Below are 20,547 nucleotides of genomic sequence, written 5' to 3'. Positions count from 1 at the left end.
GGCGGACTCCACTCGAACAAGATCAATAAAAAGAAAAGAATCAGGCTACTTTTTTATAACTCATGATTTTTGACACACGCCCGGTATTGGCTGAAAAACCTGTAGGGTATGCGAACCGCCTTTCACGGTTTATGCCCTTAACGATCCTGTTTTGGGATCGCGATCGGAATGACGGATCATAGCGCAATCTGCGCAAGAGATCCTCCCCTTCATCACAGATTAGATCCATTTTATCCACAGCCCTTGAAGAGTGGCCAGTTTTTAATCAACGCAGGATCGACACCGATGAGATCTGAACCTGTGGGGCCGGGTTTTAGCACCTTTCACAGGTTATACCTGGTTATCCACGCGGATCCTTGCAGAAAACACGCAGGATCGTACGGAGATCCTTGTGATTTACCCCCGAGTCCGTATAATCTTCGCCCACGTGTGATACCTGGTTCCTTAATGGTGAGTCATTTAGCCAAGACAGGATTCTGCGGTGACCACGGGCCAACACCGGATTTTACTCCGAATTGGCAGACAACCAGGTAGGCTAGCGCGATGTGAATTGACTCAGGACTGTACAATTATTACAATCCCGCCTCTTTATGTATTGCGATTGAGGCGTCGGTCATCTTCACGCCGAGTAGCCAAACGCATTTGACTTATCAGTATTTCATTTAAGTTTAGGTAGAAATCGCTATGAAACGCACTTTCCAACCGTCCGTACTGAAGCGTAACCGTAGCCACGGTTTCCGTGCTCGTATGGCAACCAAGAATGGTCGTCAAGTTCTGGCCCGCCGTCGTGCGAAAGGCCGTACTCGTCTGACTGTTTCTAAGTAATAAAAGCTAACCCGCTGAGTGGTTAAGCTCGCTTTTCCTAGGGAGTTACGTTTGTTAACTCCCACTCATTTCACTTTCGTCTTCCAGCAGCCACAACGGGCTGGCACGCCGCAAATCACCATCCTCGGCCGCCTGAACCAGCTGGGGCATCCCCGCATCGGTCTTACCGTCGCCAAAAAACACGTCAAACGCGCGCATGAACGCAACCGGATCAAACGCCTAACCCGCGAAAGCTTCCGTTTACGTCAGCACGAGCTACCGGCGATGGATTTTGTGGTGGTGGCCAAAAAAGGGATAGCGGATTTGGATAATCGTGCACTGACGGAAGCTTTGGAAAAATTATGGCGTCGCCACTGTCGCCAGGCTCCCGCATCCTGATCGGGCTGGTTCGGGCGTATCAGCTCGTGCTCAGCCCGCTGCTTGGGCCACGTTGTCGCTTCCAGCCGACATGTTCTCATTACGCAATTGAGGCATTACGCAGGTTTGGCATGTTAAAAGGCAGTTGGTTGACATTGAAACGCGTATTAAAATGCCACCCTTTGAACCCAGGTGGCGATGATCCCGTGCCGCCGAAAACCGACGATAACAGAGAACACTAACGATGGATTCGCAACGCAATCTTCTCCTCATCGCTCTGCTGTTCGTGTCTTTCATGATCTGGCAGGCCTGGCAAGTGGACAACGCTCCGCAACCAGTAGCCACCCAGACCACGCAACAGACTGCGAACCCAGCAACCGGTGATGCCGCAAGTTCAGCTGTACCAGGCAGTGGCCAGGGTAAACTGATCACCGTTAACACTGACGTGCTGTCGCTGACCATCAATACCCGTGGTGGCGATATCGAGCAGGCTAAACTGTTGGCCTACCCGGAAACCCTGGGTTCATCGACTCCATTTACGCTGCTGGAATCCACCCCGTCATTCGTCTACCAGGCACAAAGCGGCCTGACGGGCCGAGACGGCCCGGATAACCCGGCAAACGGCGAGCGTCCTCTGTTTGAGGCGGCGCAGGATACCTTCACGCTGGCTGATGGCCAGGATGAACTGCGTATTCCGCTGACCTTTACCGGCAAAGACGGTTCGGTCTTCACCAAGACCTTTGTGCTCAAGCGTAACCATTATGCCGTTGGCGTGGACTACTCCATCGTCAACAAAAGCGCGACTCCGCTGGAACTGACCCTGTTTGGCCAGTTGAAGCAGACCACCGACTTGCCTAAGCATCGTGACACCGGCAGCAACAACTTTGCACTGCACACCTTCCGTGGTGCGGCTTACTCATCCAGCGAAGACAAATACCAAAAGTATGCGTTCGACAAGGATGAGAATCTGAACGTCACCACCCAGGGCGGCTGGATTGCGATGTTGCAACAGTACTTCGCCACCGCGTGGGTGCCGCAGACTCAGGGCGTCAACACGTTCTATACCTCTAAGCCAGGTACCAACCTGTCTGCCATCGGCTTTAAAGCTGAGCCAGTGATTGTGCAACCAGGCGCTGAGAAACAGCTGAATGCTACCCTGTGGGTTGGCCCAGAGCTGCAAGATCAGATGGCCCAACTGGCACCGCATCTGGATCTGACCGTCGATTATGGCTGGCTGTGGTTCATCTCCCAACCGCTGTTCAAACTGCTGAAGTTCATTCACAGTTTCATCGGCAACTGGGGCTTCTCGATCATCATCATCACCTTCATCGTGCGCGGCATCATGTACCCGCTGACCAAAGCGCAGTACACCTCGATGGCCAAAATGCGCATGCTGCAGCCAAAACTGCAGGCGATGCGTGAACGTATCGGTGATGACAAGCAGCGTATGAGCCAGGAAATGATGGCGCTGTACAAAGCTGAGAAGGTGAACCCGTTAGGGGGTTGCTTGCCGCTGGTTATCCAGATGCCAATCTTCCTGGCCTTGTACTACATGCTGATGGGCTCGGTTGAGCTGCGTCATGCGCCGTTCATCTGGTGGATCCATGACCTGTCGGCGCAAGACCCGTACTACATCCTGCCAGTGCTGATGGGTGTGACCATGTACTTCATCCAGAAGATGTCACCCACCACCGTGACTGACCCGATGCAGCAGAAAATCATGACCTTTATGCCGGTGATCTTCACAGTGTTCTTCCTGTGGTTCCCGTCTGGTCTGGTGCTGTACTATATCGTCAGTAACCTGGTGACCATCGTCCAGCAGCAGCTGATTTACCGCGGGCTGGAAAAACGTGGTCTGCACAGCCGCGACAAGAAGAAAGTCTAGTATTGAGTTAGGCAACACCCGTAGGGGCTTATGCCCCTACGACACCAGTCACGTTGCCAGTAGAGGCGGTCATTAGACCGCCTTTTTGCATATTGTCAGAGAGATAAACCGCTATGAACACCACCGATACCATCGCTGCTCTTGCTACCCCGCCCGGACGCGGCGGTGTCGGCATCCTGCGCATTTCTGGCCGCGGAGCCAAGGACGTTGCCCTGGCGGTACTCGGTAAACTGCCTAAGCCGCGTTATGCCGATTATCTGCCGTTCCGTGACGCCGAAGGCAGTACGCTGGATCAGGGGATCGCACTGTGGTTCCCCGGCCCCAATTCCTTTACCGGTGAGGACGTGCTGGAACTACAGGGCCACGGTGGGCCGGTGATCCTCGATCTGTTGCTCAAACGCGTGTTGGCGCTGCCAGGCGTGCGGATTGCCCGCCCAGGTGAGTTCTCGGAGCGCGCTTTCCTCAATGACAAGCTGGATCTGGCCCAGGCCGAAGCCATTGCCGATCTGATCGATGCCAGTTCCGAACAGGCAGCCCGTTCAGCCATGAACTCGCTGCAAGGTGCTTTTTCCCTCCGTATCCATCAGCTTGTGGAAGCGCTCACTCACCTGCGCATCTACGTAGAAGCGGCCATCGACTTCCCGGATGAGGAAATCGACTTCCTTTCGGATGGCAAAATTGAAGCCCAATTGAACGGTGTGATGGCCGATCTGGATGGCGTGCGGGCCGAGGCGCGACAAGGCAGCCTGCTGCGTGAAGGGATGAAGGTGGTGATCGCCGGGCGGCCCAACGCCGGAAAATCCAGCCTGCTCAATGAGCTTGCAGGGCGTGAAGCAGCCATCGTCACAGACATTGCAGGCACCACGCGCGATGTGTTGCGCGAACATATTCATATCGATGGCATGCCACTGCACATTATCGATACCGCCGGGCTGCGGGAAGCCAGCGACGAAGTTGAGCGTATCGGCATCGAACGTGCCTGGAACGAGATCGAACAGGCGGATCGCGTGCTGTTTATGGTGGATGGCACCACCACCTCCGCCACCGAGCCCGCCGAGATTTGGCCAGAGTTTATGGCACGTCTGCCCAGCACCTTGCCGATCACCGTCGTGCGTAACAAGGCCGACATTACCGGCGAGGCATTGGGCCTGAGCGAAGTAAATGGTCACTCACTTATTCGCCTGTCGGCGCGTACCGGTGAGGGGATCGACCTGCTGCGTGACCATCTGAAACAGAGCATGGGCTTCACCAGCAATATGGAAGGCGGCTTCCTGGCCCGCCGCCGTCACTTGCAGGCTCTGGAGCAGGCGGCACAGCATCTGGTGCAGGGTAAAGAACAGTTAGTGAGCGCTTACGCAGGGGAACTGCTCGCCGAAGAACTACGGTTGGCACAGCAGGCATTGAGCGAAATCACCGGGGAGTTTACCTCCGATGACCTGCTCGGGCGCATCTTCTCCAGCTTCTGTATTGGTAAGTAATTGATTTTTATTCTTACTGGTTGCTTTATCTGATGTTGTTTCGTGAGATTTTCCCCCGAGTGTCTCCCGAAGTAAGCTCTCGGGGGAGACTCATGTAGATCAGCATCAAAATCCTCGCCGTTTACGGCGGGGGGAGTCACTTAAAAATTACACGCTATGACAGGTAATAACAAAGTTACACGCTATACCGTGTATCATAAGTTTAACCCCCTATAGCGTGTAAACTCTTATTTACCTGATATAGCGTGTAAAATTGATTTACCTGCTTAAGCGTGTAAAGTAGAGCCATCTGGTTAACAGGATATGTGACATGAAGATCACCAATGCCAAGCAGCTCAGCATCTACTTGCGAGATGTCCGCCTCGCAGAGAATCTTTCACAAGAAAAAGTAGCCAGTAGGGTTGGGATCCGTCAAGACACCGTGTCCAACTTTGAACTCCAGCCGGGAACGACCAAATTAGAGACTTTCTTCAAAATCCTGTCTGCGCTGGATCTGGAGCTGGAAGTAAAACCCAGAGGTAGCCAGAGCTGCGAAACCAAAAGTACCGATGGTTGGAAAGAGGAGTGGTAATGGCTGACCTAGATGTCTACATGAATGGTTATAAGGTAGGGATTTTCAGCCGTGAGGGCACTGGCGCCCATATGTTCCAATACGTGGACACTTGGCTTAACCAACCTGGAAGCCGTCCTATATCGCTCTCCATGCCCTTGAGGCGACGGCCTTACAAAGGGGCAGAAGTCTACAACTTCTTCGATAACCTGCTGCCGGACAACCCTGAGATCCGGGGCAGGATCCTAGCCCGCTACCGTGCTGACTCGACTCAACCCTTCGACCTTTTGGCACGTATCGGTGCTGACACCATTGGTGCACTGCAACTCTTGCCACAAAATGCAGGCCCGGGGGACATTCGCACCATAAACTATAAAGCGCTATCCAACCAAGAACTGGCAAGCATACTTACAGGCTACAAAGCTGGTGCCCCTCTGGGCATGATTGAGGATGTTGAAGATTTCCGAATTTCCCTGGCCGGGGCCCAAGAAAAGACGGCTCTCCTCTATCTCGAAAACCGTTGGTGTTTACCGATCGCAGCCACACCAACCACCCATATCATTAAGCTACCCATCGGAAAAATAGAAAGCCACTCAAACAGTATCGACTTGTCAGACAGTGTCGAAAACGAGTATCTCTGCGCTCTAGTGGCCAAGGAATTTGGATTATCAGTCCCCCATTGCTTCATTATGCAAGTGGGTGACATAAAAGCCTTAGCAGTGGAACGCTTTGACCGCCGGTATGCCTCGGACGGCAGTTGGATCATGCGACTGCCCCAAGAAGATTTCTGCCAGGTTTTAAATGTTCCCTCGGCACGTAAATACGAAAATCAGGGTGGTCCAGGGATAAGCGAGATCATGGAATATCTGCTTGGCTCGGTGACAGCGGAAAAGGATCGCTATAACTTCATGAAGGCACAGGTATTGTTCTGGTTGTTAGCCGCAACCGATGGACATGCAAAGAACTTCTCGGTGTTCATTGAAGCTGATGGGCGTTTTCGTTTAACCCCCTTGTACGACATTCTATCTGTCTACCCGGTGTTTGCTGGCAGAGGCCTTCATCCGAAAGATGCCAAGCTCGCTATGGGCCTAAAAGGAAGCAAGGGAAAGAAGTACGCCATTGAGCAAATATTCCCACGCCACTTCTTCCACACAGCCAAAGCAGTGGGATTTGAGCGCGCCGCCATGGAGGGGATCCTGACGGAATTGGCTGAATCCGTTGATACCGTCATCGAGCGGGTAACACAGCTGTTGCCAGCAGGTTTTCCTCCCGCCATCAGTAACGCCATTTTAAAGGGCCTAAAAGCTCGTTCCGCAAGGCTGACAGTGGGCTGGGATTAGGCGACAGTGCTATTGCTGCTGCACTGTTGACAGTGGACCCTATGAGGATCTGGCACAATAAGAGAGACGACGGTGAACAATCACCCAACGTGCTAGTTTCGCTGGCTTTACCCAGACCAATCCCCCGCCGCACTCCTGGCACTCCGCTGCTTTTTTATTCAGCAGAAGAATAATTAAGAAAAAGATCATGCGAATTCTTAATGAAAAATCTTAACGTAATGCTTACTCTAGCACTCCAGTTTTTTTATGAGCCTCGGTCATGGAGTGAACAATGGCTTGTCATTTTATCCGATGGGATGCGGTTGCAGAGCGTTTAGATACTCATCGGCTCCCTGAAGACCTGATCGAAAGAACTGCCCGCTTCTCCGTCAAGCGCCGCCGGCGTTTTTTGCAAGGCCGGATCCTGTTGGCCGAAATGATATTTTATTTGTATGGTATCCCGGTACTTCCCCCCATTGCTACGGCACCGACCGGGCGCCCGTGCTTTGCCGATCATCATCTACCTGACTTCAGCCTCGCCTATGCTGGCAATACCGTAGGCGTGCTACTGAGCCTGGAAGGCAAGGTGGGGTTGGATATTGAGGTGATGCGCGCGCGGAGCCACAACCTGCTGCATCAATACTCCAGCACCACGGAGAACGCATGGATCGCGGCGCAGAACGACCGCTTGGAAGCCGAAACCCAGCTGTGGAGCATCCGCCAATGCGTGCTGAAACTGGCCGGCCTGGGTAATAGTGGCCAGAGTTTGCTGAATTTGCACCCTTTTTCCGGCCAATTACGCTGCAACACCCTGCCTAACGTGCACGTCATGAGTGATGCAGGGGAGTATCTCAGCTGGGCCTGCGCCCATCAGCCTGGCTTGGATCGGCTGATTTGCTGGCAATATGACGATAGCCAGGGCTTACAGAAATGTGGCGAAATTTCATCGCGCAACCCGCCCCTCTCCACACACTTTTTGAAACTGACCAGCCTCGCCTCTGTTACACGTTGAAAGCACCGATTTAACGTCTGCCTTCGGGGGAATAATCAAAATAAAACTTTTCTTAACGCATGATTTACTGCTTTGAATTGTAAAAACAGATAAAGACTTAGCCTCTACCTAGGATACATCCCTTATTTGCCCTATTATCTGCTGGTTGTTCTAAGCTGAGTCTGTTCATCAGAAAAGGGAGAATCAAAATGTCAGAGCAAGCACTAAAGATCGTCACGCTACTGGGGAGCCTTCGTAAAGGCTCTTATAACGCCATCGTCGCACGCGCTTTACCTCAGTTAGCTCCTCAGGGTGTTACTATCGAAGCCCTTCCCTCCATCCGCGATATCCCACTGTACGATGCAGACCTCCAGCAAGAAGAGGGTTTCCCGGCCGCGGTAGAAGCCATTGCCGAACAAATCCGTCAGGCTGACGGCGTGATCATCGTAACGCCAGAATATAACTACTCTGTGCCAGGTGGCCTGAAAAACGCCATAGACTGGCTGTCCCGTTTGCCTAACCAACCGCTGGCTGGCAAACCGGTAGCAATCCAGACCAGCTCTATGGGGCCGATTGGCGGAGCACGTTGCCAATATCACCTACGCCAGATCCTGGTGTTTCTGGATGCCATGGTGATCAACAAACCTGAGTTTATGGGGGGAGTGATACAGAATAAGGTTGATGAGCAGGCGGGTGAACTGGTGGACCAAGGCACGCGGGATTTCCTGACCGGCCAGTTGTCCGCATTCAGCGACTATATCCGCCGTGTAAAATAAGCTGCCAGGCGGCGCACAGAGATAACACTATCGAAGGCGCCGTTTTTCATCGTTTTCTCATTAATATTATTGAAAAACAAAGTTATAAAATCATGCCTTTTTTTATTTTAGCCATCTTTTTGGCTTTTGCCACCAGTCCATTGTTTGCTGCACCCATGCTCTATCCTGAGGGAGAAGAGCCGCTAGAACTGCCTATCCATAGCCCGCTGAGTAAGCCATTACCTCGCTCAGCGTACAATCATGAGGATAAAAAAGCCGGCGCCACATCGCTATATCTGACGTTGATGCGTGAAGATGGCCGTAATATCTGGGCCCCCTTTCAACTGGCTGCCTCCTCGGCCGAACAGGGTCAGACCGAGTTAGCCGAACGTTATCTGCAACTTAGCGCCAAGCGAGGATTGTGGTATTACTACAATCTGCTGGAAGACGACTCGTTCAGCAGCATTCAGCAAAGTGACACCTACCGTTCAATTCTGGCCACCACCAAAGCGCGCTATCAGCAACACGCCGCAAAGTTTGAAGGTAAACCTCACTATGCCGTGCCGAGTGGCGAGCCCCCGGCCGGAGGCTGGCCAACCATCGTCTACCTCCATCCCTACGGGAAAGCCGCCACCATCATCCCGGAGGATCGGTTGCTGTTTGCCGAAGCCGGAGTGGCCTACATTGAGATAAACGGCACCCAGATGCTGGCGGAAGGGAGCTTTCGCTGGTCTAACTACAGCTCTACCAGCACCCAGAATGCCATTCAACGCACCCTGGAAAGCCTGGGCCCCAAGCTGAAGCTTAATCTCCAACAGGTTTACCTGACCGCCCGTGGTCAGGGGGCGCTACACGCGGCTAACCTGATGGCCAATTACCCGCAGTTTTATTCCGGAGCGCTGCTGATTGCCCCGAAGGGCCGCCTCCTCCCAGCGAAGCATTCACTGGCAGAAAACAAACGCATCATGATTGCCTATTACGATCGACAGAATTTCAACGATCGGGCGCTGGCTCTTGATTTTGCTGACTTGTTCAGAGACAAAAATCAGGTCGAGATCGCCAATTTTGCCGAGGGGGAAGATAATATCGGTGGCTGGCAGACGCGGTATAACCGGCCTTTACGCTGGGTAATGGGTAGAGAGCAGGATGCCTCACCCGGCGCTTGAGAGTAACAGGAGCTTACAACGGGGCGCAGCATGCTGCGCCCCACGTAGCGGGCATTAATGCCCGTCAACGAACGCAATTTTCAGCACGAACAGCAGCGCCACCACGATCACGCAGGGGCTGATTTCACGCCAGCGGCCGGTGCCCAGCTTCATGATGCAGTAAGAGATAAAGCCAAGGGCAATCCCTTCGGTGATCGAGAAGCTGAAAGGCATCATAGCGGCGGTCACAAAGGCCGGAACCGCTTCGGTCATATCTTCCCACTTCACCCGCGCCAGGCTGGAAGTCATCAGCACCCCCACATAAATCAGCGCGCCCGCAGCAGCATAAGTTGGCACCATTCCCGCCAGCGGTGACAGGAAAATCACCAGCAGGAAGAGAATGCCTACCACCACGGCGGTCAGGCCAGTACGCCCACCAACGGCCACCCCAGAAGAGCTTTCAATATAGGCGGTGACCGAAGAGGTACCCGCAAAAGCACCGGCGACCGAGGTGATGCTGTCCACGTAAAGCGCCTGCTTCATACGCGGGAACTTGCCGTTTTCATCCGTCAGGCCAGCCTTGTCGGTCACTCCGATCAGCGTACCCGAGGAGTCAAACAGGTTGACCAGCATAAAGGAGAAAATCACACCTGCCAGGCCGATATTCAGCGCCCCGGCGATATCCACCTGGCCGACCACGGAGGTGACGTCCGGCGGTAGGGAGAATACGCCGCCATATTTCACGTCGCCCAGAGCCCAGCCGATCAGCGTAGTCACCACGATTGAGACCAGTACCGCAGCATGAATATTACGCGAAGCCAGCACCGCGATAATAAAGAAGCCCAAGGCTCCCAGCAGCACACTGTGGGAGGTCAGATTGCCTACCGCTACCAGCGTATCCGGGTTGGCGACCACGATACCGGCGTTTTTCAGCCCCATCATGGCGATAAACAGGCCGATACCACTGGTGATGCCCACGCGCAGGCTCAGCGGGATATTGGCAATCATCCAATAGCGGATACGGAAAATGGTCAGCAACAGGAAACCGATTGCGCCCCAGAAAATAGCGCCCATGCCGACCTGCCATGAAATACCCATCGCGCCGACCACCACAAACGCGAAGAACGCGTTGAGGCCCATCGCCGGAGCCAGCGCCACCGGCAGGTTAGCCAGCAAGCCCATCAGGATACTGCCCAACGCAGCAACCAGGCAGGTGGTGACAAACACCGCCTGAGTATCCATGCCCGCCGCGCCCAGGATCTGCGGGTTAACGAACACGATATACACCATGGTTAGAAAGGTGGTGAGGCCAGCAATCGTTTCCGTACGTACCGTGGTGCCGTGCTGCTTGAGTTTAAACACGCGCTCAAGCAAGCCCTGATTGGCATCAAGGCTGAGATCTTGTTTGCTCATTATAGAATTCCGAAGAGGGATTAGGACTGTCGCTGGCTATCCTATAACAAAAAGTCCGGGTTTTGACCTCGCTCACAGGTTTTTTTCGCCATCTTTACGGCTAAAACGGCCAACAAGTTGTATTTATTGAGATTGATTGCCAAAGAGGGACAACCCGCTGCGATCCGGTTAAAGTAACAGCAGTCATGACTTAACCGAGGGCGCTTACCCCAATGAATCAGGTTGAATGTGTTTTATTTGATTGCGATGGCACGCTGGTAGACAGCGAAGTGCTGTGCAGCAAGGCCTATGTGCATATGTTTGCCCACTACGGTATCGAGCTGGCGCTGGAAGAGGTCTTTAAAAAGTACAAAGGGATCAAGCTCTACGAGATCATTGAGCGGGTTAACACCGAGCAGGGTGTCAATTTACCCGCCAGCGATCTGGAGCCGATTTTTCGCCAGGAAGTGGCCCGTCTGTTTGATGCCGAGCTCCAGCCGATTGCCGGTGCACGGGAGTTGCTGGCACAAATGACTGCCCCGATGTGCACCGTTTCTAACGGCCCGGTGAGCAAAATGCAGCATTCGCTGGGGTTAACCGACATGCTGTCCTATTTTGATGACCGGTTGTTCAGCGGCTACGATATTCAACGCTGGAAACCCGATCCGGCCATCGTATTCCATGCCGCCCAACAGATGCAGGTGCCCGTAGAGCGCTGTATTCTGGTGGATGATTCCGTTGCCGGTGCCCAGGCGGGGATCGCGGCTGGCATCCCGGTGTTCTATTTCTGTGCCGATCCTCATAATCAACCTATCGATCACCCGCTGGTGACGACGTTTGAGGATCTGGCTCAACTGCCTGCGCTGTGGCAACAGCGGGGTTGGCAACTTACCCGTTAAACCACGTTGATATTCAGCGGGGAGAATACCCCGCTGAACTTTATCGATTAACGATAGGATCCCAGCGGAACTTCGGCGTCAGGCTCATGGGTAATTCTGTTACGTAAGTCCCGGCGTACTATCTCAATCACCCAAAACCAAAATATATGCCCCAAAATTTCAGAAAGGTACTCATCAAATGGCAGCATTGAAAGTGGGGGAGTCAAACCAAGCAGAGGGAAACTAATGCCATGCACGGCAACGGTGGCAATGATACCCGCCAACACCCCCTGCCAGAGTTTGATCTTTGGAAAAACTTCGGCAACCAAGCAGTAACCGATAGCAAAGACCAACGAAAATATGACGTGCGTAACCATAACCGGATTAATAATATGCTCAGAAAAGGTATATACCGTACCGGTTGGATCTATCCCAAGATAATCTCTTAAAAAAAGGTAGGGCGGGTTAAATTCAGCCCGGCCATCACTCAGAGTTCTTGGCGGTAGCGGAACCTCAGCCCCCCATTTGACAAAAGCAGAGAGGATCCCGCCAATAATGCCAACAAACAAGGCAACGCCATACCGCCGCCGACTTGGATCCGTTGTTATAAATAACGCACTAATTTTCATAATGATTACCATCCAATGGAAATATATAAATCAATCTTACTTATACTCTAAATAACTCAAGCTGCATTAAAAAAGTGCAATACGTTGATCTCAATCATAAATTTAACGTAATACGATAATAAATTGTAATACGTCAAGCCCCTCAATCATGACAACTAATTAGCCATGGTATAGATAGGGGCAACCATTCCTATTGTGTCTGATTAACTAGCCGGTAGCGGCGGGCGATTACGCCACCAGCGCCAGCTGCGTTTTAGCGCTTTGGTCTGCGGGCTAAGGCGTTTATTCAGCCCGTTCGCCAGCACGTCCAGCGTCAGGCAGAAGATAAAATAGACCAGCGCCACAAACAGGAACACCTCCATCGGGTAAACCATGCTGCGGTTATTGACCTGCGTAGCCAGAAAGGTCAACTCCCCCACGCCGACGATGTACGCCAGCGAAGTGTCTTTAATCAATGAGATCCACTGGTTGATAAACGAAGGCACCATCATACGCAGCGCCTGCGGTAAGACAATCATCCGCAGCACCTGCCAGCGGTTTAAACCGAGCGATAGCCCCGCCTGCCACTGTCCAGCACCAATAGCCACGATGCCCGCTTTTACCGCATGGGCCAGATAGGCCGAGGCGATCAACGCCAGCGCGCACACCACCGTGGTAATTTCAGGGATATCGACACCAAACACGATTGGCAGCAGGAAGTAAGTCCAGAAAATCAGCATGATCACCGGGATGGCGCGGAAGAACCCGAGCACCATAGCCAATAACCCAGCCAGCACCCCACGCGACATCGCCAGCGCGACGCCCAGCAGCGTGCCCAGAATTGCCGAAGCCAGCCCGGCCATCAGGCTGATCGCCAACGTCAACGCAGCACCGCCCAAAGGCCCGTCCGGGAAGGTGCCCCACAGCAGGTAGCCCAGGTTTTCCTGGATAACGGTAAAGTCCATCTTAGTGTCCCCCCAGCGGTTTACGCTGTTGACGCCACATGCCCCAACCTTCCAACAGGGCAATAATGGCGATATACAACACCGTTGCCACGCCAAACGCCTGGAAGGTCCGCAAGGTTTCGGTTTCGACCTGGCGCGAAGCGTAAGACAGCTCAGCCAGGCCGATCGCCATGGTCAGCGACGAGTTCTTAATCACGTTCATGTACTGCCCCAGCAGCGGCGGGAAAGCGATTTTCAGCGCCTGCGGCAGCACCACATAGCGCATCGATTGCCAGCCGGTCAGCCCTAACGCGTAGGCCGCATGCTTTTGCCCACTGGCGACGCCACGGATGCCGGAGCGGATCTCTTCGGCAATAAACGCGGTGGAATAAAGCGTCAGGCCGAAGAAGCCCGCCAGGAATTCAAACGAGGGCCAGTCGAACAGGCCTAACTGATGGGGGGTATTCAGCCATTGCATGGCGAAGGAGGGCAGGATTTGCCCGGCAGCAAAATACCAGAAGAACAGTTGCACCAGCAGAGGAGTATTGCGAAATAGTGCGCTGTAGGCCACCGCCAGCCAGCTTAACGGGCGCAGGCTGCTGTCCCGCATCGCCGCCAGGCCAAAACCCAGCAGCGTTGCCGCCAGCCCGGCACAGGCCGACAGCCATAAGGTCATCAAGAAGCCATTCCATAGCCAGCTCAGATACTGCGGCGCCAACAGCCAGTCTGAGAGTTGTTGCAGATTCATGCGAGGTACTTCCCCTCACCCCAACCCTCTCCGCCACGGTACAAAATCAGGGGGAGAGGGAAAAGGGAGATTAGGCTTTAGGTTGCTGATCCAATGGGCCGATCTTGAAATCGCCACGCGGTTGGGCGGTTTTGGTTTCCGGGCCGAACCAGCGATCGTAAATCTTCACCGCATCGCCGTCTTTTTCCAGTTTGATCAAGGTATCGTTAACGGTAGCCGTGAGGCGATCTTCGCCTTTCGGGATACCAACGCCCTGATATTCTTTGGTGATGCTGAACGGAGAGATTTCAAAGTCGGCTTTTTGCGCGGCAGGCAGGTTGCCTAGCAGGCCAACCAGTTTGGCATCGTCCTGGGTGATGGCCTGCACGTTGCCGTTACGTAGGGCAACAAACGCCAGTGGGGTATCGTCGTAAGAGATCACCTTGGCCGTTGGGTAGTGCTCACGCAGGGTAATTTCCTGCACGGTGCCTTTATCCGCGCCGATGCGCAGCTTCTTGATATCTTCAGGGGTTTTCAGCACGCCCTTATGGGCAATGAATTTCTGGCCGGTAGCAAAATACGGCACGCTGAAATTCACCTCTTTGGCACGCTCGTCGGTGATAGTGAAGTTGGCCGCGATCAGATCAACCTTTTTGGACACCAGCAAAGGAATGCGGTTAGCCGGGTTGGTGGCGCGCAGTTCAACCTTGACGCCCAGCGCCTTACCGATGGCTTCGGCCACGTCCACGTCATAACCCACCAGCTTTTTGCTCTGCGGATCGACATAACCAAACGGTGGGTTGCTATCGAATACCGCAATACGCACCACGCCAGCTTTTTGAATATCATCGAGTTTATCGGCATGTGCCACACCGGTGGCAAGGCTGGTCAGGCTGGCTAACAGAGATAAGGCTAAGACGCGCTGTTTCATGAAAGGCTCCCAAGTGATTGATGTCCCGCTGGCTGATAAGCTAGCAAGCCTCACTTAGGTCAGGAAATAATATTAAACGCTATAGTTATAACCTTTTTAACTTTGCGGTTTTTAAATGGCATAAAGGCGCCGTCTTCAGCGCCTTCTGGAGTAAATCACTGGTTGAATTACGCTTTTTTCTCGTCTTTACCGTCTGACAACAGTTTGTCCAGCGCATCGCCACCGATATGGCGGAAATCCTGGCCTTTGACGAAGTAGAAGATGAATTCGCAAATATTCTGGCAGCGATCGCCGATACGCTCGATAGAGCGGGCACAGAACAGCGCCGTCAGCACGCTCGGAATGGTGCGCGTATCTTCCATCATGTAGGTCATCAGCTGACGCACGATGCCTTCATATTCCTGATCGACCTTCTTGTCTTCGCGGTAAATCCGGATCGCTTCATCCAGATCCATACGCGCAAAGGCATCCAGCACGTCGTGCAGCATTTGCACGGTATGGCGACCCAGTGACTCTAGGCTGACCAGCAATGGCTGATGCTGGTGCGAGAATTTCTCCAGGGCGGTGCGGCAGATCTTGTCCGCTACGTCGCCGATACGTTCCAGCTCGGAAATGGTCTTGATGATCGCCATCACCAGGCGCAGGTCGCTGGCGGTCGGCTGGCGTTTGGCGATGATGCGCACGCAGGCCTCATCGATCGCCACTTCCATCATATTGACCTTGGCATCGCCCTCAATCACCCGCTTGGCCAGTTCACCGTCCTGGTTATGCATCGCGGTAATGGCATCGGTCAGCTGTTGCTCCACCAGCCCACCCATGGTCAGCACCTGGGTGCGGATGTGCTCGAGTTCAGCGTTGAACTGGCCGGAAATGTGTTTGTTTAAATTCAGGTTATCCATGATGCATCCTAATCAACCATAGCGGCCAGTAATGTAGTCTTCGGTCTGCTTTTTCTGTGGCGCGGTAAACAGAGTGTCAGTATCGCTGAACTCGATCAACTCACCCAGATACATAAATGCGGTGGAGTCGGAACAACGCGCCGCCTGCTGCATATTGTGGGTCACGATCACCACGGTGTAGTCAGACTTCAGCTCGCTGATCAGCTCTTCAATCTTGCCGGTGGAAATCGGATCCAGCGCTGAGCAAGGCTCATCCAACAACAGCACTTCCGGGCGAATGGCAATGCCACGCGCAATGCACAGGCGTTGTTGCTGGCCACCGGACAGGCTGTAACCGCTTTGGTGCAGCTTGTCCTTGGTCTCGTTCCACAGTGCTGCCTTGGTCAGCGCCCATTGGACACGCTCGTCCATATCCGCACGGGACAGCTTCTCGAACAGGCGCACGCCAAACGCGATGTTGTCGTAAATCGACATCGGGAACGGCGTTGGCTTTTGGAACACCATGCCCACCTTGGCACGCAGCAGCGCGATGTCCTGGTTATCGGTCAGGATGTTTTGCCCGTCCAGCAGGATATCGCCTTCAGCACGCTGCTCGGGATAGAGCTGGTACATCTTGTTGAAAGTCCGCAGCAGCGTCGATTTGCCGCAGCCAGAAGGGCCGATAAACGCGGTCACCTTGTTCTTGGCGATATCCAGCGTGATGTTTTTCAGCGCATGGAATTTGCCGTAGTAAAAGTTCAGATCGCGTACCTGAATTTTGCTGCTGGAAGTGGAGTCAACCATACTCATCAAGACTTCTCTCTTTTCACGGTGTCGCCTGAGCGGCACCTAAATTTTTATGAATGCTTTTTCTTGGCGAAAATCACACGCGCCAGGATATTCAGTAACAGTACGCACAGGGTGATCAACAGTACCCCGGCCCAGGCCAGCTGTTGCCATTCGGCAAACGGGCTCATGGCAAACTTGAAAATGGTGACCGGCAGGTTGGCGATCGGCTGCATCAGGTCGGTGCTCCAGAACTGATTCGACAGCGAGGTAAACAGCAACGGAGCGGTTTCCCCTGCTATACGCGCAATCGCCAGCAGCACGCCGGTGATAATGCCGGAAACAGATGCCTTCAGCGTAATGGCGGAAATCATGCGCCATTTCGGTGTGCCCAACGCATAGGCCGCTTCACGCAGCGTGTCTGGTACCAGCTTGAGCATGTTCTCGGTGGTGCGGATCACGATCGGGATCTGTAACAGAGCCAGCGCAATAATCCCGGCCCAACCGGAGAAGTGTTCCATCTTCGCCACCACCACGGTGTAAACGAACAGGCCCACGACGATCGACGGTGCGGATAACAGAATATCGTTGATAAAGCGGATCACTTCCGCCAGCCAGGATTTACGGCCGTATTCCGCCAGATAGATCCCCGCCATGATGCCCAGCGGAGTACCGAAAATGGTGGCCCACAGGATCAGCAAGCCACTACCGGCGATAGCGTTAGCCAGACCACCACCCGCCGTATTCGGCGGCGGCGTCATTTCGGTAAACAGCGCCAGCGACATGCCATCGATGCCCTTGGTAATGGTCGAAAACAGGATCCACACCAGCCAGAACAGGCCAAAGGCCATAGTCGCCATCGACAGGAACAGCGCCAGACGGTTTTTCTGCCGACGCCAGGCCTGCATTTTACGGCGGCTTTCCGCCAGTGCTACCGGGTTTTGCATATCCATCGTTGCCATGTTAGCGACCCTCACGCTTGGCCAGGCGCATCACCATCAACTTCGACAGCGCCAGGACGATAAAGGTGATCACAAACAGGATCAGCCCAAGCTGCATCAATGCAGAGGTATGTAGCCCGGATTCGGCTTCGGCGAATTCGTTGGCCAACGCCGAGGTGATGCTGTTGCCCGGCATATACAGCGAGAAACTGTCGAGCTGGTAGGTGTTACCGATAATAAAGGTCACCGCCATGGTTTCCCCCAGGGCGCGCCCCAGGCCAAGCATCACGCCACCGATCACGCCGTTTTTGGTGAACGGCAGCACAATGCGCCAGATCACTTCCCAGGTGGTGCAGCCGATGCCATAGGCCGACTCTTTCATCATCACCGGCGTTTGTTCGAACACATCGCGCATTACCGCCGCAATGTAAGGAATAATCATAATGGCTAGGATCACCCCGGCAGCCAGAATACCGATACCAAATGCCGGGCCGGAGAACAGCTCGCCAACGATCGGGATACCGGACAGCACTTCCCCCACCGGGGTTTGGAAATATTTGGCGAACAGTGGAGCAAACACGAACAGGCCCCACATGCCGTAAACGATACTCGGGATCGCCGCTAACAGTTCTATCGCGATCCCCAATGGGCGCTTGAGCCAGTTAGGGGCCAACTCGGTCAGGAACAGGGCAATACCAAAACTGACCGGCACGGCGATAATCAGCGCAATCACCGAGGTGACGACCGTGCCGTAGATCGGCACCAGCGCACCAAACTGCTCGGCTGGCGCATCCCACTCTTTGGTCCACAGGAAGGCAAAACCGAACTTCTGCATGCTTGGCCAGGAGGCGATAATCAGCGAAACGATGATGCCGCCCAGCAACAATAGGGTAATCAGCGCCGCCAGTCTGACCAGCGCGCTGAAGATGATGTCACCGTTTTTGCCCGGTGCTTTAATGGTCGGCTTGTACTCAGCCATAGATTACTCTTCTGTTTAAAGCTTGGAGGGCCCGGCACGCCAGGCCCCGACAGTCAGGTTGAGGCGCGGTCTTCCGCACCCCCTGCGTTGTTAGAACAAGGCCTTACCGGAGCTGTCTTTGATGTTGGTCTTCCAGGCAGCACGGATTTGCTCGACCACTTCGGCAGGCAAGGCGGCGTAATCCAGTTCGCTAGCCTGTTTGGCACCGGTCTTGTAAGCCCAGTCAAAGAACTTCAGCACTTCAGCGCCCTGCTCAGGCTTCTTCTGCTCTTTGTGCACCAGGATGAAGGTGGTGGAGGTGATTGGCCAGACGTTGTCGCCTTTCTGGTTGGTCAGGTCCTGCGCGAAGGTTTTGCTCCAATCCGCGCCTTTGGCTGCGGCGCTGAAGCTCTCTTCGGTTGGGCTGACCGCTTTGCCATCGGCAGACACTAATTTAGTGTAGGCCAGGTTGTTCTGCTTGGCGTAAGCGTATTCAACGTAGCCGATAGAGCCAGGCAGACGCTGAACGAACGCGGCGATGCCGTCATTGCCCTTGCCACCCAGGCCGGTTGGCCAGTTTACGGTTGAGCCTGCACCAATTTTCTCTTTCCACTGCGCGTTAGCCTTGGCCAGATAGCTGGTGAAGACGAAAGAAGTCCCGGAACCATCAGCACGACGCACCACGGCGATAGCCTGATCCGGCAGCTTGACGCCCGGGTTCAGCTTAACGATCGCCGGGTCATTCCATTTTTTGATGTTGCCCAGGTAGATATCACCCAGGGTTTGACCATCCAAAGTCAGCTCACCGGATTTGATGCCCGGAATATTCACCGCCAGTACCACACCACCGATCACGGTAGGGAACTGGAACAGGCCGTCCGCAGCCAGTTTTTCATCGGACAGCGGGGCATCAGAAGCACCAAAGTCAACGGTGTTGGCGATGATTTGCTTCACACCACCAGAGGAACCGATCCCCTGATAGTTAACCTTGTTGCCGGTTTCTTTCTGATAAGAATCTGCCCACTTGGCATACACCGGAGCGGGGAATGTCGCACCTGCACCGGTCAGGCTAGCAGCAGCGAAGGCGGACACAGAGGCCAAAGAGAAAGTCGCTGCCACAATACTGGCGACGGTGGTACGCATCAGTTTCATAATCCCTCCTAATGGGATATTTCAAAAATCGACTTTGAGTCGTTTTCATCAGAGTAAGTATTGCTGCAGAAGGGAAAATAGGACAGTTTAGTGACAGTAAAATGTACGAAATATGACAGTTATATTACAGTGGAGGATGGTTGATATTTATTTTATTAAAATCAGTGAGATGACGTCGTTTTTAGGCAAAAAACAATCTGCAAAAATCTGCCTATTGCTGCACTATCTCTCTGAATATGAGCAGTTTTCGCTCTTTTTTACACGCTTGTCATATTGCCAAAAGCGGCAAAAAAACCAGCATATCATCCTTTGATGTATACCCAACTTGGGGGTAGAATATCCCCAAGTAGCAGGGAGATATCTGGTTATGGATGCTATATTTGTTGAGTTAAGTATTTTTGAAGCGAAGCGTGCTGATTATCTTTCCGATGATGAATTCAAGACATTCCAGCAGATGCTGCTGATTAATCCATTCTGCGGTGATGTTATCCAGCACACTGGCGGGTTAAGGAAGGTCAGATTTGCGGATCACCGTCGTGGAAAAGGTAAACGAGGTGGCTTGCGGGTGATCTATTATTGGTGGCTTGAAAAGTCTCACTTTTTGCTTTTTGTCATTTACGACAAAGACAAAAAAGATGACCTTAGCCGCAACGAGCGCGAGATGCTGCGTAGGATGTTGGAAATTTTAAAACAAGGGGGCACCTTATGAGCGAACTCAGCCTTTTTGAAGAACTATCCCAGGGAATGAAAGACTGGAGTGATTACAATGAGGGTAAAATCACGCTTAAAACCCACGCCGTATCACTGAAAAAAAACATATCTATGTCACCAGACGAGTTAAAAGCAATACGTGAAAAACTGCGTCTTTCACAAGCCGTTTTTGCGGATTACTTGCATACCGGTGTCACTACTTATCAAAACTGGGAACAGGGCAGAGCCAAACCCAACAAACAGGCACTTCTTTTGATCCGTATGGTTGAAAAAGACCCCATGACGCTGGATACGTTAGCTGCCTTGTAATCAACATCAAGCAGAGGTTAATCATTA

The 20,547-nt window shown here is 53.3% G+C and carries 23 protein-coding genes; 13 read left to right on the top strand and 10 right to left on the bottom strand.

Going from position 1 to position 20,547, the window contains the following annotated elements:
• Window positions 1–684 precede the first annotated feature (684 nt).
• The 10 genes from rpmH to KGP17_RS27270 all read left to right on the top strand — a co-directional run bounded on the left by rpmH (window position 685) and on the right by KGP17_RS27270 (window position 9,326).
• Window positions 685–825 carry a 50S ribosomal protein L34 gene (gene rpmH / locus KGP17_RS27315; RefSeq protein WP_004093983.1) on the top strand — a complete coding sequence of 47 codons (141 nt, stop codon included), beginning with the start codon at window positions 685–687 and terminating at the stop codon, window positions 823–825.
• Between the two features lie 18 nt (window positions 826–843).
• Complete coding sequence (gene rnpA, locus KGP17_RS27310; protein WP_004950547.1) at window positions 844–1,203, top strand: ribonuclease P protein component; 360 nt, start codon at window positions 844–846, stop codon at window positions 1,201–1,203.
• Entirely contained in the window at window positions 1,167–1,424 is a 258-nt protein-coding gene (yidD, locus tag KGP17_RS27305) for a membrane protein insertion efficiency factor YidD (RefSeq protein WP_025120915.1), read from the top strand. Before rnpA ends, yidD begins: the two co-directional genes overlap by 37 nt.
• A 2-nt stretch (window positions 1,425–1,426) precedes the next feature.
• Window positions 1,427–3,067 (top strand): membrane protein insertase YidC, encoded by a 1,641-nt coding sequence (gene yidC / locus KGP17_RS27300; RefSeq protein WP_021181397.1) that lies wholly within the window; start codon window positions 1,427–1,429, stop codon window positions 3,065–3,067.
• A 113-nt stretch (window positions 3,068–3,180) separates the two neighbouring features.
• Window positions 3,181–4,545: a tRNA uridine-5-carboxymethylaminomethyl(34) synthesis GTPase MnmE gene (gene mnmE, locus KGP17_RS27295; protein WP_021181398.1), complete on the top strand. Its 1,365-nt coding sequence runs from the start codon at window positions 3,181–3,183 to the stop codon at window positions 4,543–4,545.
• Window positions 4,546–4,855: 310 nt separating this feature from the next.
• Window positions 4,856–5,116, top strand: coding sequence for a helix-turn-helix domain-containing protein (locus tag KGP17_RS27290; protein WP_059199269.1), 261 nt, complete (start codon window positions 4,856–4,858; stop codon window positions 5,114–5,116).
• Complete coding sequence (locus KGP17_RS27285) at window positions 5,116–6,435, top strand: type II toxin-antitoxin system HipA family toxin (RefSeq protein WP_223498648.1); 1,320 nt, start codon at window positions 5,116–5,118, stop codon at window positions 6,433–6,435. The genes KGP17_RS27290 and KGP17_RS27285 overlap by 1 nt, the downstream gene beginning before the upstream one ends.
• 271 nt (window positions 6,436–6,706) lie before the next feature.
• Window positions 6,707–7,426 carry a 4'-phosphopantetheinyl transferase superfamily protein gene (locus KGP17_RS27280; protein WP_094982465.1) on the top strand — a complete coding sequence of 240 codons (720 nt, stop codon included), beginning with the start codon at window positions 6,707–6,709 and terminating at the stop codon, window positions 7,424–7,426.
• Between the two features lie 188 nt (window positions 7,427–7,614).
• Entirely contained in the window at window positions 7,615–8,181 is a 567-nt protein-coding gene (locus KGP17_RS27275; protein ID WP_021181402.1) for an NADPH-dependent FMN reductase, read from the top strand.
• 92 nt (window positions 8,182–8,273) lie between these two features.
• The gene (locus KGP17_RS27270) at window positions 8,274–9,326 is read left to right on the top strand and encodes a hypothetical protein (RefSeq protein ID WP_094982464.1); all 1,053 of its coding nucleotides are present in this window, start codon (window positions 8,274–8,276) and stop codon (window positions 9,324–9,326) included.
• A gap of 54 nt (window positions 9,327–9,380) precedes the next feature.
• On the opposite strand, the gene KGP17_RS27265 is transcribed toward KGP17_RS27270, so the two are convergent.
• The gene (locus KGP17_RS27265) at window positions 9,381–10,718 is read right to left on the bottom strand and encodes an NCS2 family permease (RefSeq protein WP_021181404.1); all 1,338 of its coding nucleotides are present in this window, start codon (window positions 10,716–10,718) and stop codon (window positions 9,381–9,383) included.
• A gap of 212 nt (window positions 10,719–10,930) precedes the next feature.
• Between KGP17_RS27265 and yieH the strand changes: the two genes are divergently transcribed.
• The gene (yieH, locus tag KGP17_RS27260; protein ID WP_021181405.1) at window positions 10,931–11,596 is read left to right on the top strand and encodes a 6-phosphogluconate phosphatase; all 666 of its coding nucleotides are present in this window, start codon (window positions 10,931–10,933) and stop codon (window positions 11,594–11,596) included.
• A gap of 47 nt (window positions 11,597–11,643) precedes the next feature.
• Here the strand turns inward: yieH and KGP17_RS27255 are convergent, their stop codons facing one another.
• The 9 genes from KGP17_RS27255 to pstS form a co-directional block, all read right to left on the bottom strand.
• Window positions 11,644–12,204: a DUF1440 domain-containing protein gene (locus KGP17_RS27255; protein ID WP_059199275.1), complete on the bottom strand. Its 561-nt coding sequence runs from the start codon at window positions 12,202–12,204 to the stop codon at window positions 11,644–11,646.
• Between the two features lie 203 nt (window positions 12,205–12,407).
• Window positions 12,408–13,148 (bottom strand): amino acid ABC transporter permease, encoded by a 741-nt coding sequence (locus KGP17_RS27250; protein ID WP_024527369.1) that lies wholly within the window; start codon window positions 13,146–13,148, stop codon window positions 12,408–12,410.
• A gap of 1 nt (window position 13,149) precedes the next feature.
• Window positions 13,150–13,875 (bottom strand): amino acid ABC transporter permease, encoded by a 726-nt coding sequence (locus KGP17_RS27245; protein ID WP_024527370.1) that lies wholly within the window; start codon window positions 13,873–13,875, stop codon window positions 13,150–13,152.
• Between the two features lie 70 nt (window positions 13,876–13,945).
• Window positions 13,946–14,785, bottom strand: coding sequence for an ABC transporter substrate-binding protein (locus tag KGP17_RS27240; protein WP_024484697.1), 840 nt, complete (start codon window positions 14,783–14,785; stop codon window positions 13,946–13,948).
• 167 nt (window positions 14,786–14,952) lie between these two features.
• Window positions 14,953–15,684, bottom strand: a complete 732-nt coding sequence (gene phoU, locus KGP17_RS27235; RefSeq protein WP_024484696.1) for a phosphate signaling complex protein PhoU — start codon at window positions 15,682–15,684, stop codon at window positions 14,953–14,955.
• A gap of 12 nt (window positions 15,685–15,696) precedes the next feature.
• Window positions 15,697–16,467, bottom strand: a complete 771-nt coding sequence (gene pstB, locus KGP17_RS27230) for a phosphate ABC transporter ATP-binding protein PstB (RefSeq protein WP_370454353.1) — start codon at window positions 16,465–16,467, stop codon at window positions 15,697–15,699.
• Window positions 16,468–16,520: 53 nt separating this feature from the next.
• Complete coding sequence (gene pstA / locus KGP17_RS27225; protein ID WP_059199278.1) at window positions 16,521–17,411, bottom strand: phosphate ABC transporter permease PstA; 891 nt, start codon at window positions 17,409–17,411, stop codon at window positions 16,521–16,523.
• Window position 17,412: 1 nt separating this feature from the next.
• A complete protein-coding gene (gene pstC / locus KGP17_RS27220) occupies window positions 17,413–18,369 on the bottom strand; it encodes a phosphate ABC transporter permease PstC (RefSeq protein ID WP_024527373.1) in 957 nt (318 codons plus the stop codon).
• Between the two features lie 90 nt (window positions 18,370–18,459).
• On the bottom strand, window positions 18,460–19,500 hold the full coding sequence (gene pstS, locus KGP17_RS27215) for a phosphate ABC transporter substrate-binding protein PstS (protein ID WP_021181417.1): 1,041 nt from the start codon (window positions 19,498–19,500) through the stop codon (window positions 18,460–18,462).
• A 367-nt stretch (window positions 19,501–19,867) separates the two neighbouring features.
• Here pstS and KGP17_RS27210 point away from each other — a divergent pair, with 367 nt between their 5' ends.
• Both KGP17_RS27210 and KGP17_RS27205 read left to right on the top strand, forming a co-directional pair.
• Window positions 19,868–20,209 (top strand): hypothetical protein, encoded by a 342-nt coding sequence (locus KGP17_RS27210; RefSeq protein WP_021181419.1) that lies wholly within the window; start codon window positions 19,868–19,870, stop codon window positions 20,207–20,209.
• Entirely contained in the window at window positions 20,206–20,520 is a 315-nt protein-coding gene (locus KGP17_RS27205; protein ID WP_021181420.1) for a DNA-binding transcriptional regulator, read from the top strand. The genes KGP17_RS27210 and KGP17_RS27205 overlap by 4 nt, the downstream gene beginning before the upstream one ends.
• Window positions 20,521–20,547: the final 27 nt, after the last annotated feature.

The sequence above is a fragment of the Serratia sp. JSRIV001 genome (assembly GCF_019968745.1).
GTDB classification, from domain to species: Bacteria; Pseudomonadota; Gammaproteobacteria; order Enterobacterales; family Enterobacteriaceae; genus Chania; species Chania fonticola_B.
The sequence above is the reverse complement of the archived record's forward strand: the minus strand, read 5'-3'. Positions and strand labels throughout refer to the sequence as shown.

What these genes read in the sequence shown, in the direction of transcription:
- rpmH (WP_004093983.1), top strand. Translation starts at nt 685, where the DNA reads ATGAAACGCACTTTCCAACCGTCCGTACTGAAGCGTAACCGTAGCCAC.
- yidD (WP_025120915.1), top strand. Translation starts at nt 1,167, where the DNA reads ATGGCGTCGCCACTGTCGCCAGGCTCCCGCATCCTGATCGGGCTGGTT.
- yidC (WP_021181397.1), top strand. Translation starts at nt 1,427, where the DNA reads ATGGATTCGCAACGCAATCTTCTCCTCATCGCTCTGCTGTTCGTGTCT.
- mnmE (WP_021181398.1), top strand. Translation starts at nt 3,181, where the DNA reads ATGAACACCACCGATACCATCGCTGCTCTTGCTACCCCGCCCGGACGC.
- KGP17_RS27290 (WP_059199269.1), top strand. Translation starts at nt 4,856, where the DNA reads ATGAAGATCACCAATGCCAAGCAGCTCAGCATCTACTTGCGAGATGTC.
- KGP17_RS27285 (WP_223498648.1), top strand. Translation starts at nt 5,116, where the DNA reads ATGGCTGACCTAGATGTCTACATGAATGGTTATAAGGTAGGGATTTTC.
- KGP17_RS27280 (WP_094982465.1), top strand. Translation starts at nt 6,707, where the DNA reads ATGGCTTGTCATTTTATCCGATGGGATGCGGTTGCAGAGCGTTTAGAT.
- KGP17_RS27275 (WP_021181402.1), top strand. Translation starts at nt 7,615, where the DNA reads ATGTCAGAGCAAGCACTAAAGATCGTCACGCTACTGGGGAGCCTTCGT.
- KGP17_RS27270 (WP_094982464.1), top strand. Translation starts at nt 8,274, where the DNA reads ATGCCTTTTTTTATTTTAGCCATCTTTTTGGCTTTTGCCACCAGTCCA.
- KGP17_RS27265 (WP_021181404.1), bottom strand. Translation starts at nt 10,718, where the DNA reads ATGAGCAAACAAGATCTCAGCCTTGATGCCAATCAGGGCTTGCTTGAG.
- yieH (WP_021181405.1), top strand. Translation starts at nt 10,931, where the DNA reads ATGAATCAGGTTGAATGTGTTTTATTTGATTGCGATGGCACGCTGGTA.
- KGP17_RS27255 (WP_059199275.1), bottom strand. Translation starts at nt 12,204, where the DNA reads ATGAAAATTAGTGCGTTATTTATAACAACGGATCCAAGTCGGCGGCGG.
- KGP17_RS27250 (WP_024527369.1), bottom strand. Translation starts at nt 13,148, where the DNA reads ATGGACTTTACCGTTATCCAGGAAAACCTGGGCTACCTGCTGTGGGGC.
- KGP17_RS27245 (WP_024527370.1), bottom strand. Translation starts at nt 13,875, where the DNA reads ATGAATCTGCAACAACTCTCAGACTGGCTGTTGGCGCCGCAGTATCTG.
- KGP17_RS27240 (WP_024484697.1), bottom strand. Translation starts at nt 14,785, where the DNA reads ATGAAACAGCGCGTCTTAGCCTTATCTCTGTTAGCCAGCCTGACCAGC.
- phoU (WP_024484696.1), bottom strand. Translation starts at nt 15,684, where the DNA reads ATGGATAACCTGAATTTAAACAAACACATTTCCGGCCAGTTCAACGCT.
- pstB (WP_370454353.1), bottom strand. Translation starts at nt 16,467, where the DNA reads ATGGTTGACTCCACTTCCAGCAGCAAAATTCAGGTACGCGATCTGAAC.
- pstA (WP_059199278.1), bottom strand. Translation starts at nt 17,411, where the DNA reads ATGGCAACGATGGATATGCAAAACCCGGTAGCACTGGCGGAAAGCCGC.
- pstC (WP_024527373.1), bottom strand. Translation starts at nt 18,369, where the DNA reads ATGGCTGAGTACAAGCCGACCATTAAAGCACCGGGCAAAAACGGTGAC.
- pstS (WP_021181417.1), bottom strand. Translation starts at nt 19,500, where the DNA reads ATGAAACTGATGCGTACCACCGTCGCCAGTATTGTGGCAGCGACTTTC.
- KGP17_RS27210 (WP_021181419.1), top strand. Translation starts at nt 19,868, where the DNA reads ATGGATGCTATATTTGTTGAGTTAAGTATTTTTGAAGCGAAGCGTGCT.
- KGP17_RS27205 (WP_021181420.1), top strand. Translation starts at nt 20,206, where the DNA reads ATGAGCGAACTCAGCCTTTTTGAAGAACTATCCCAGGGAATGAAAGAC.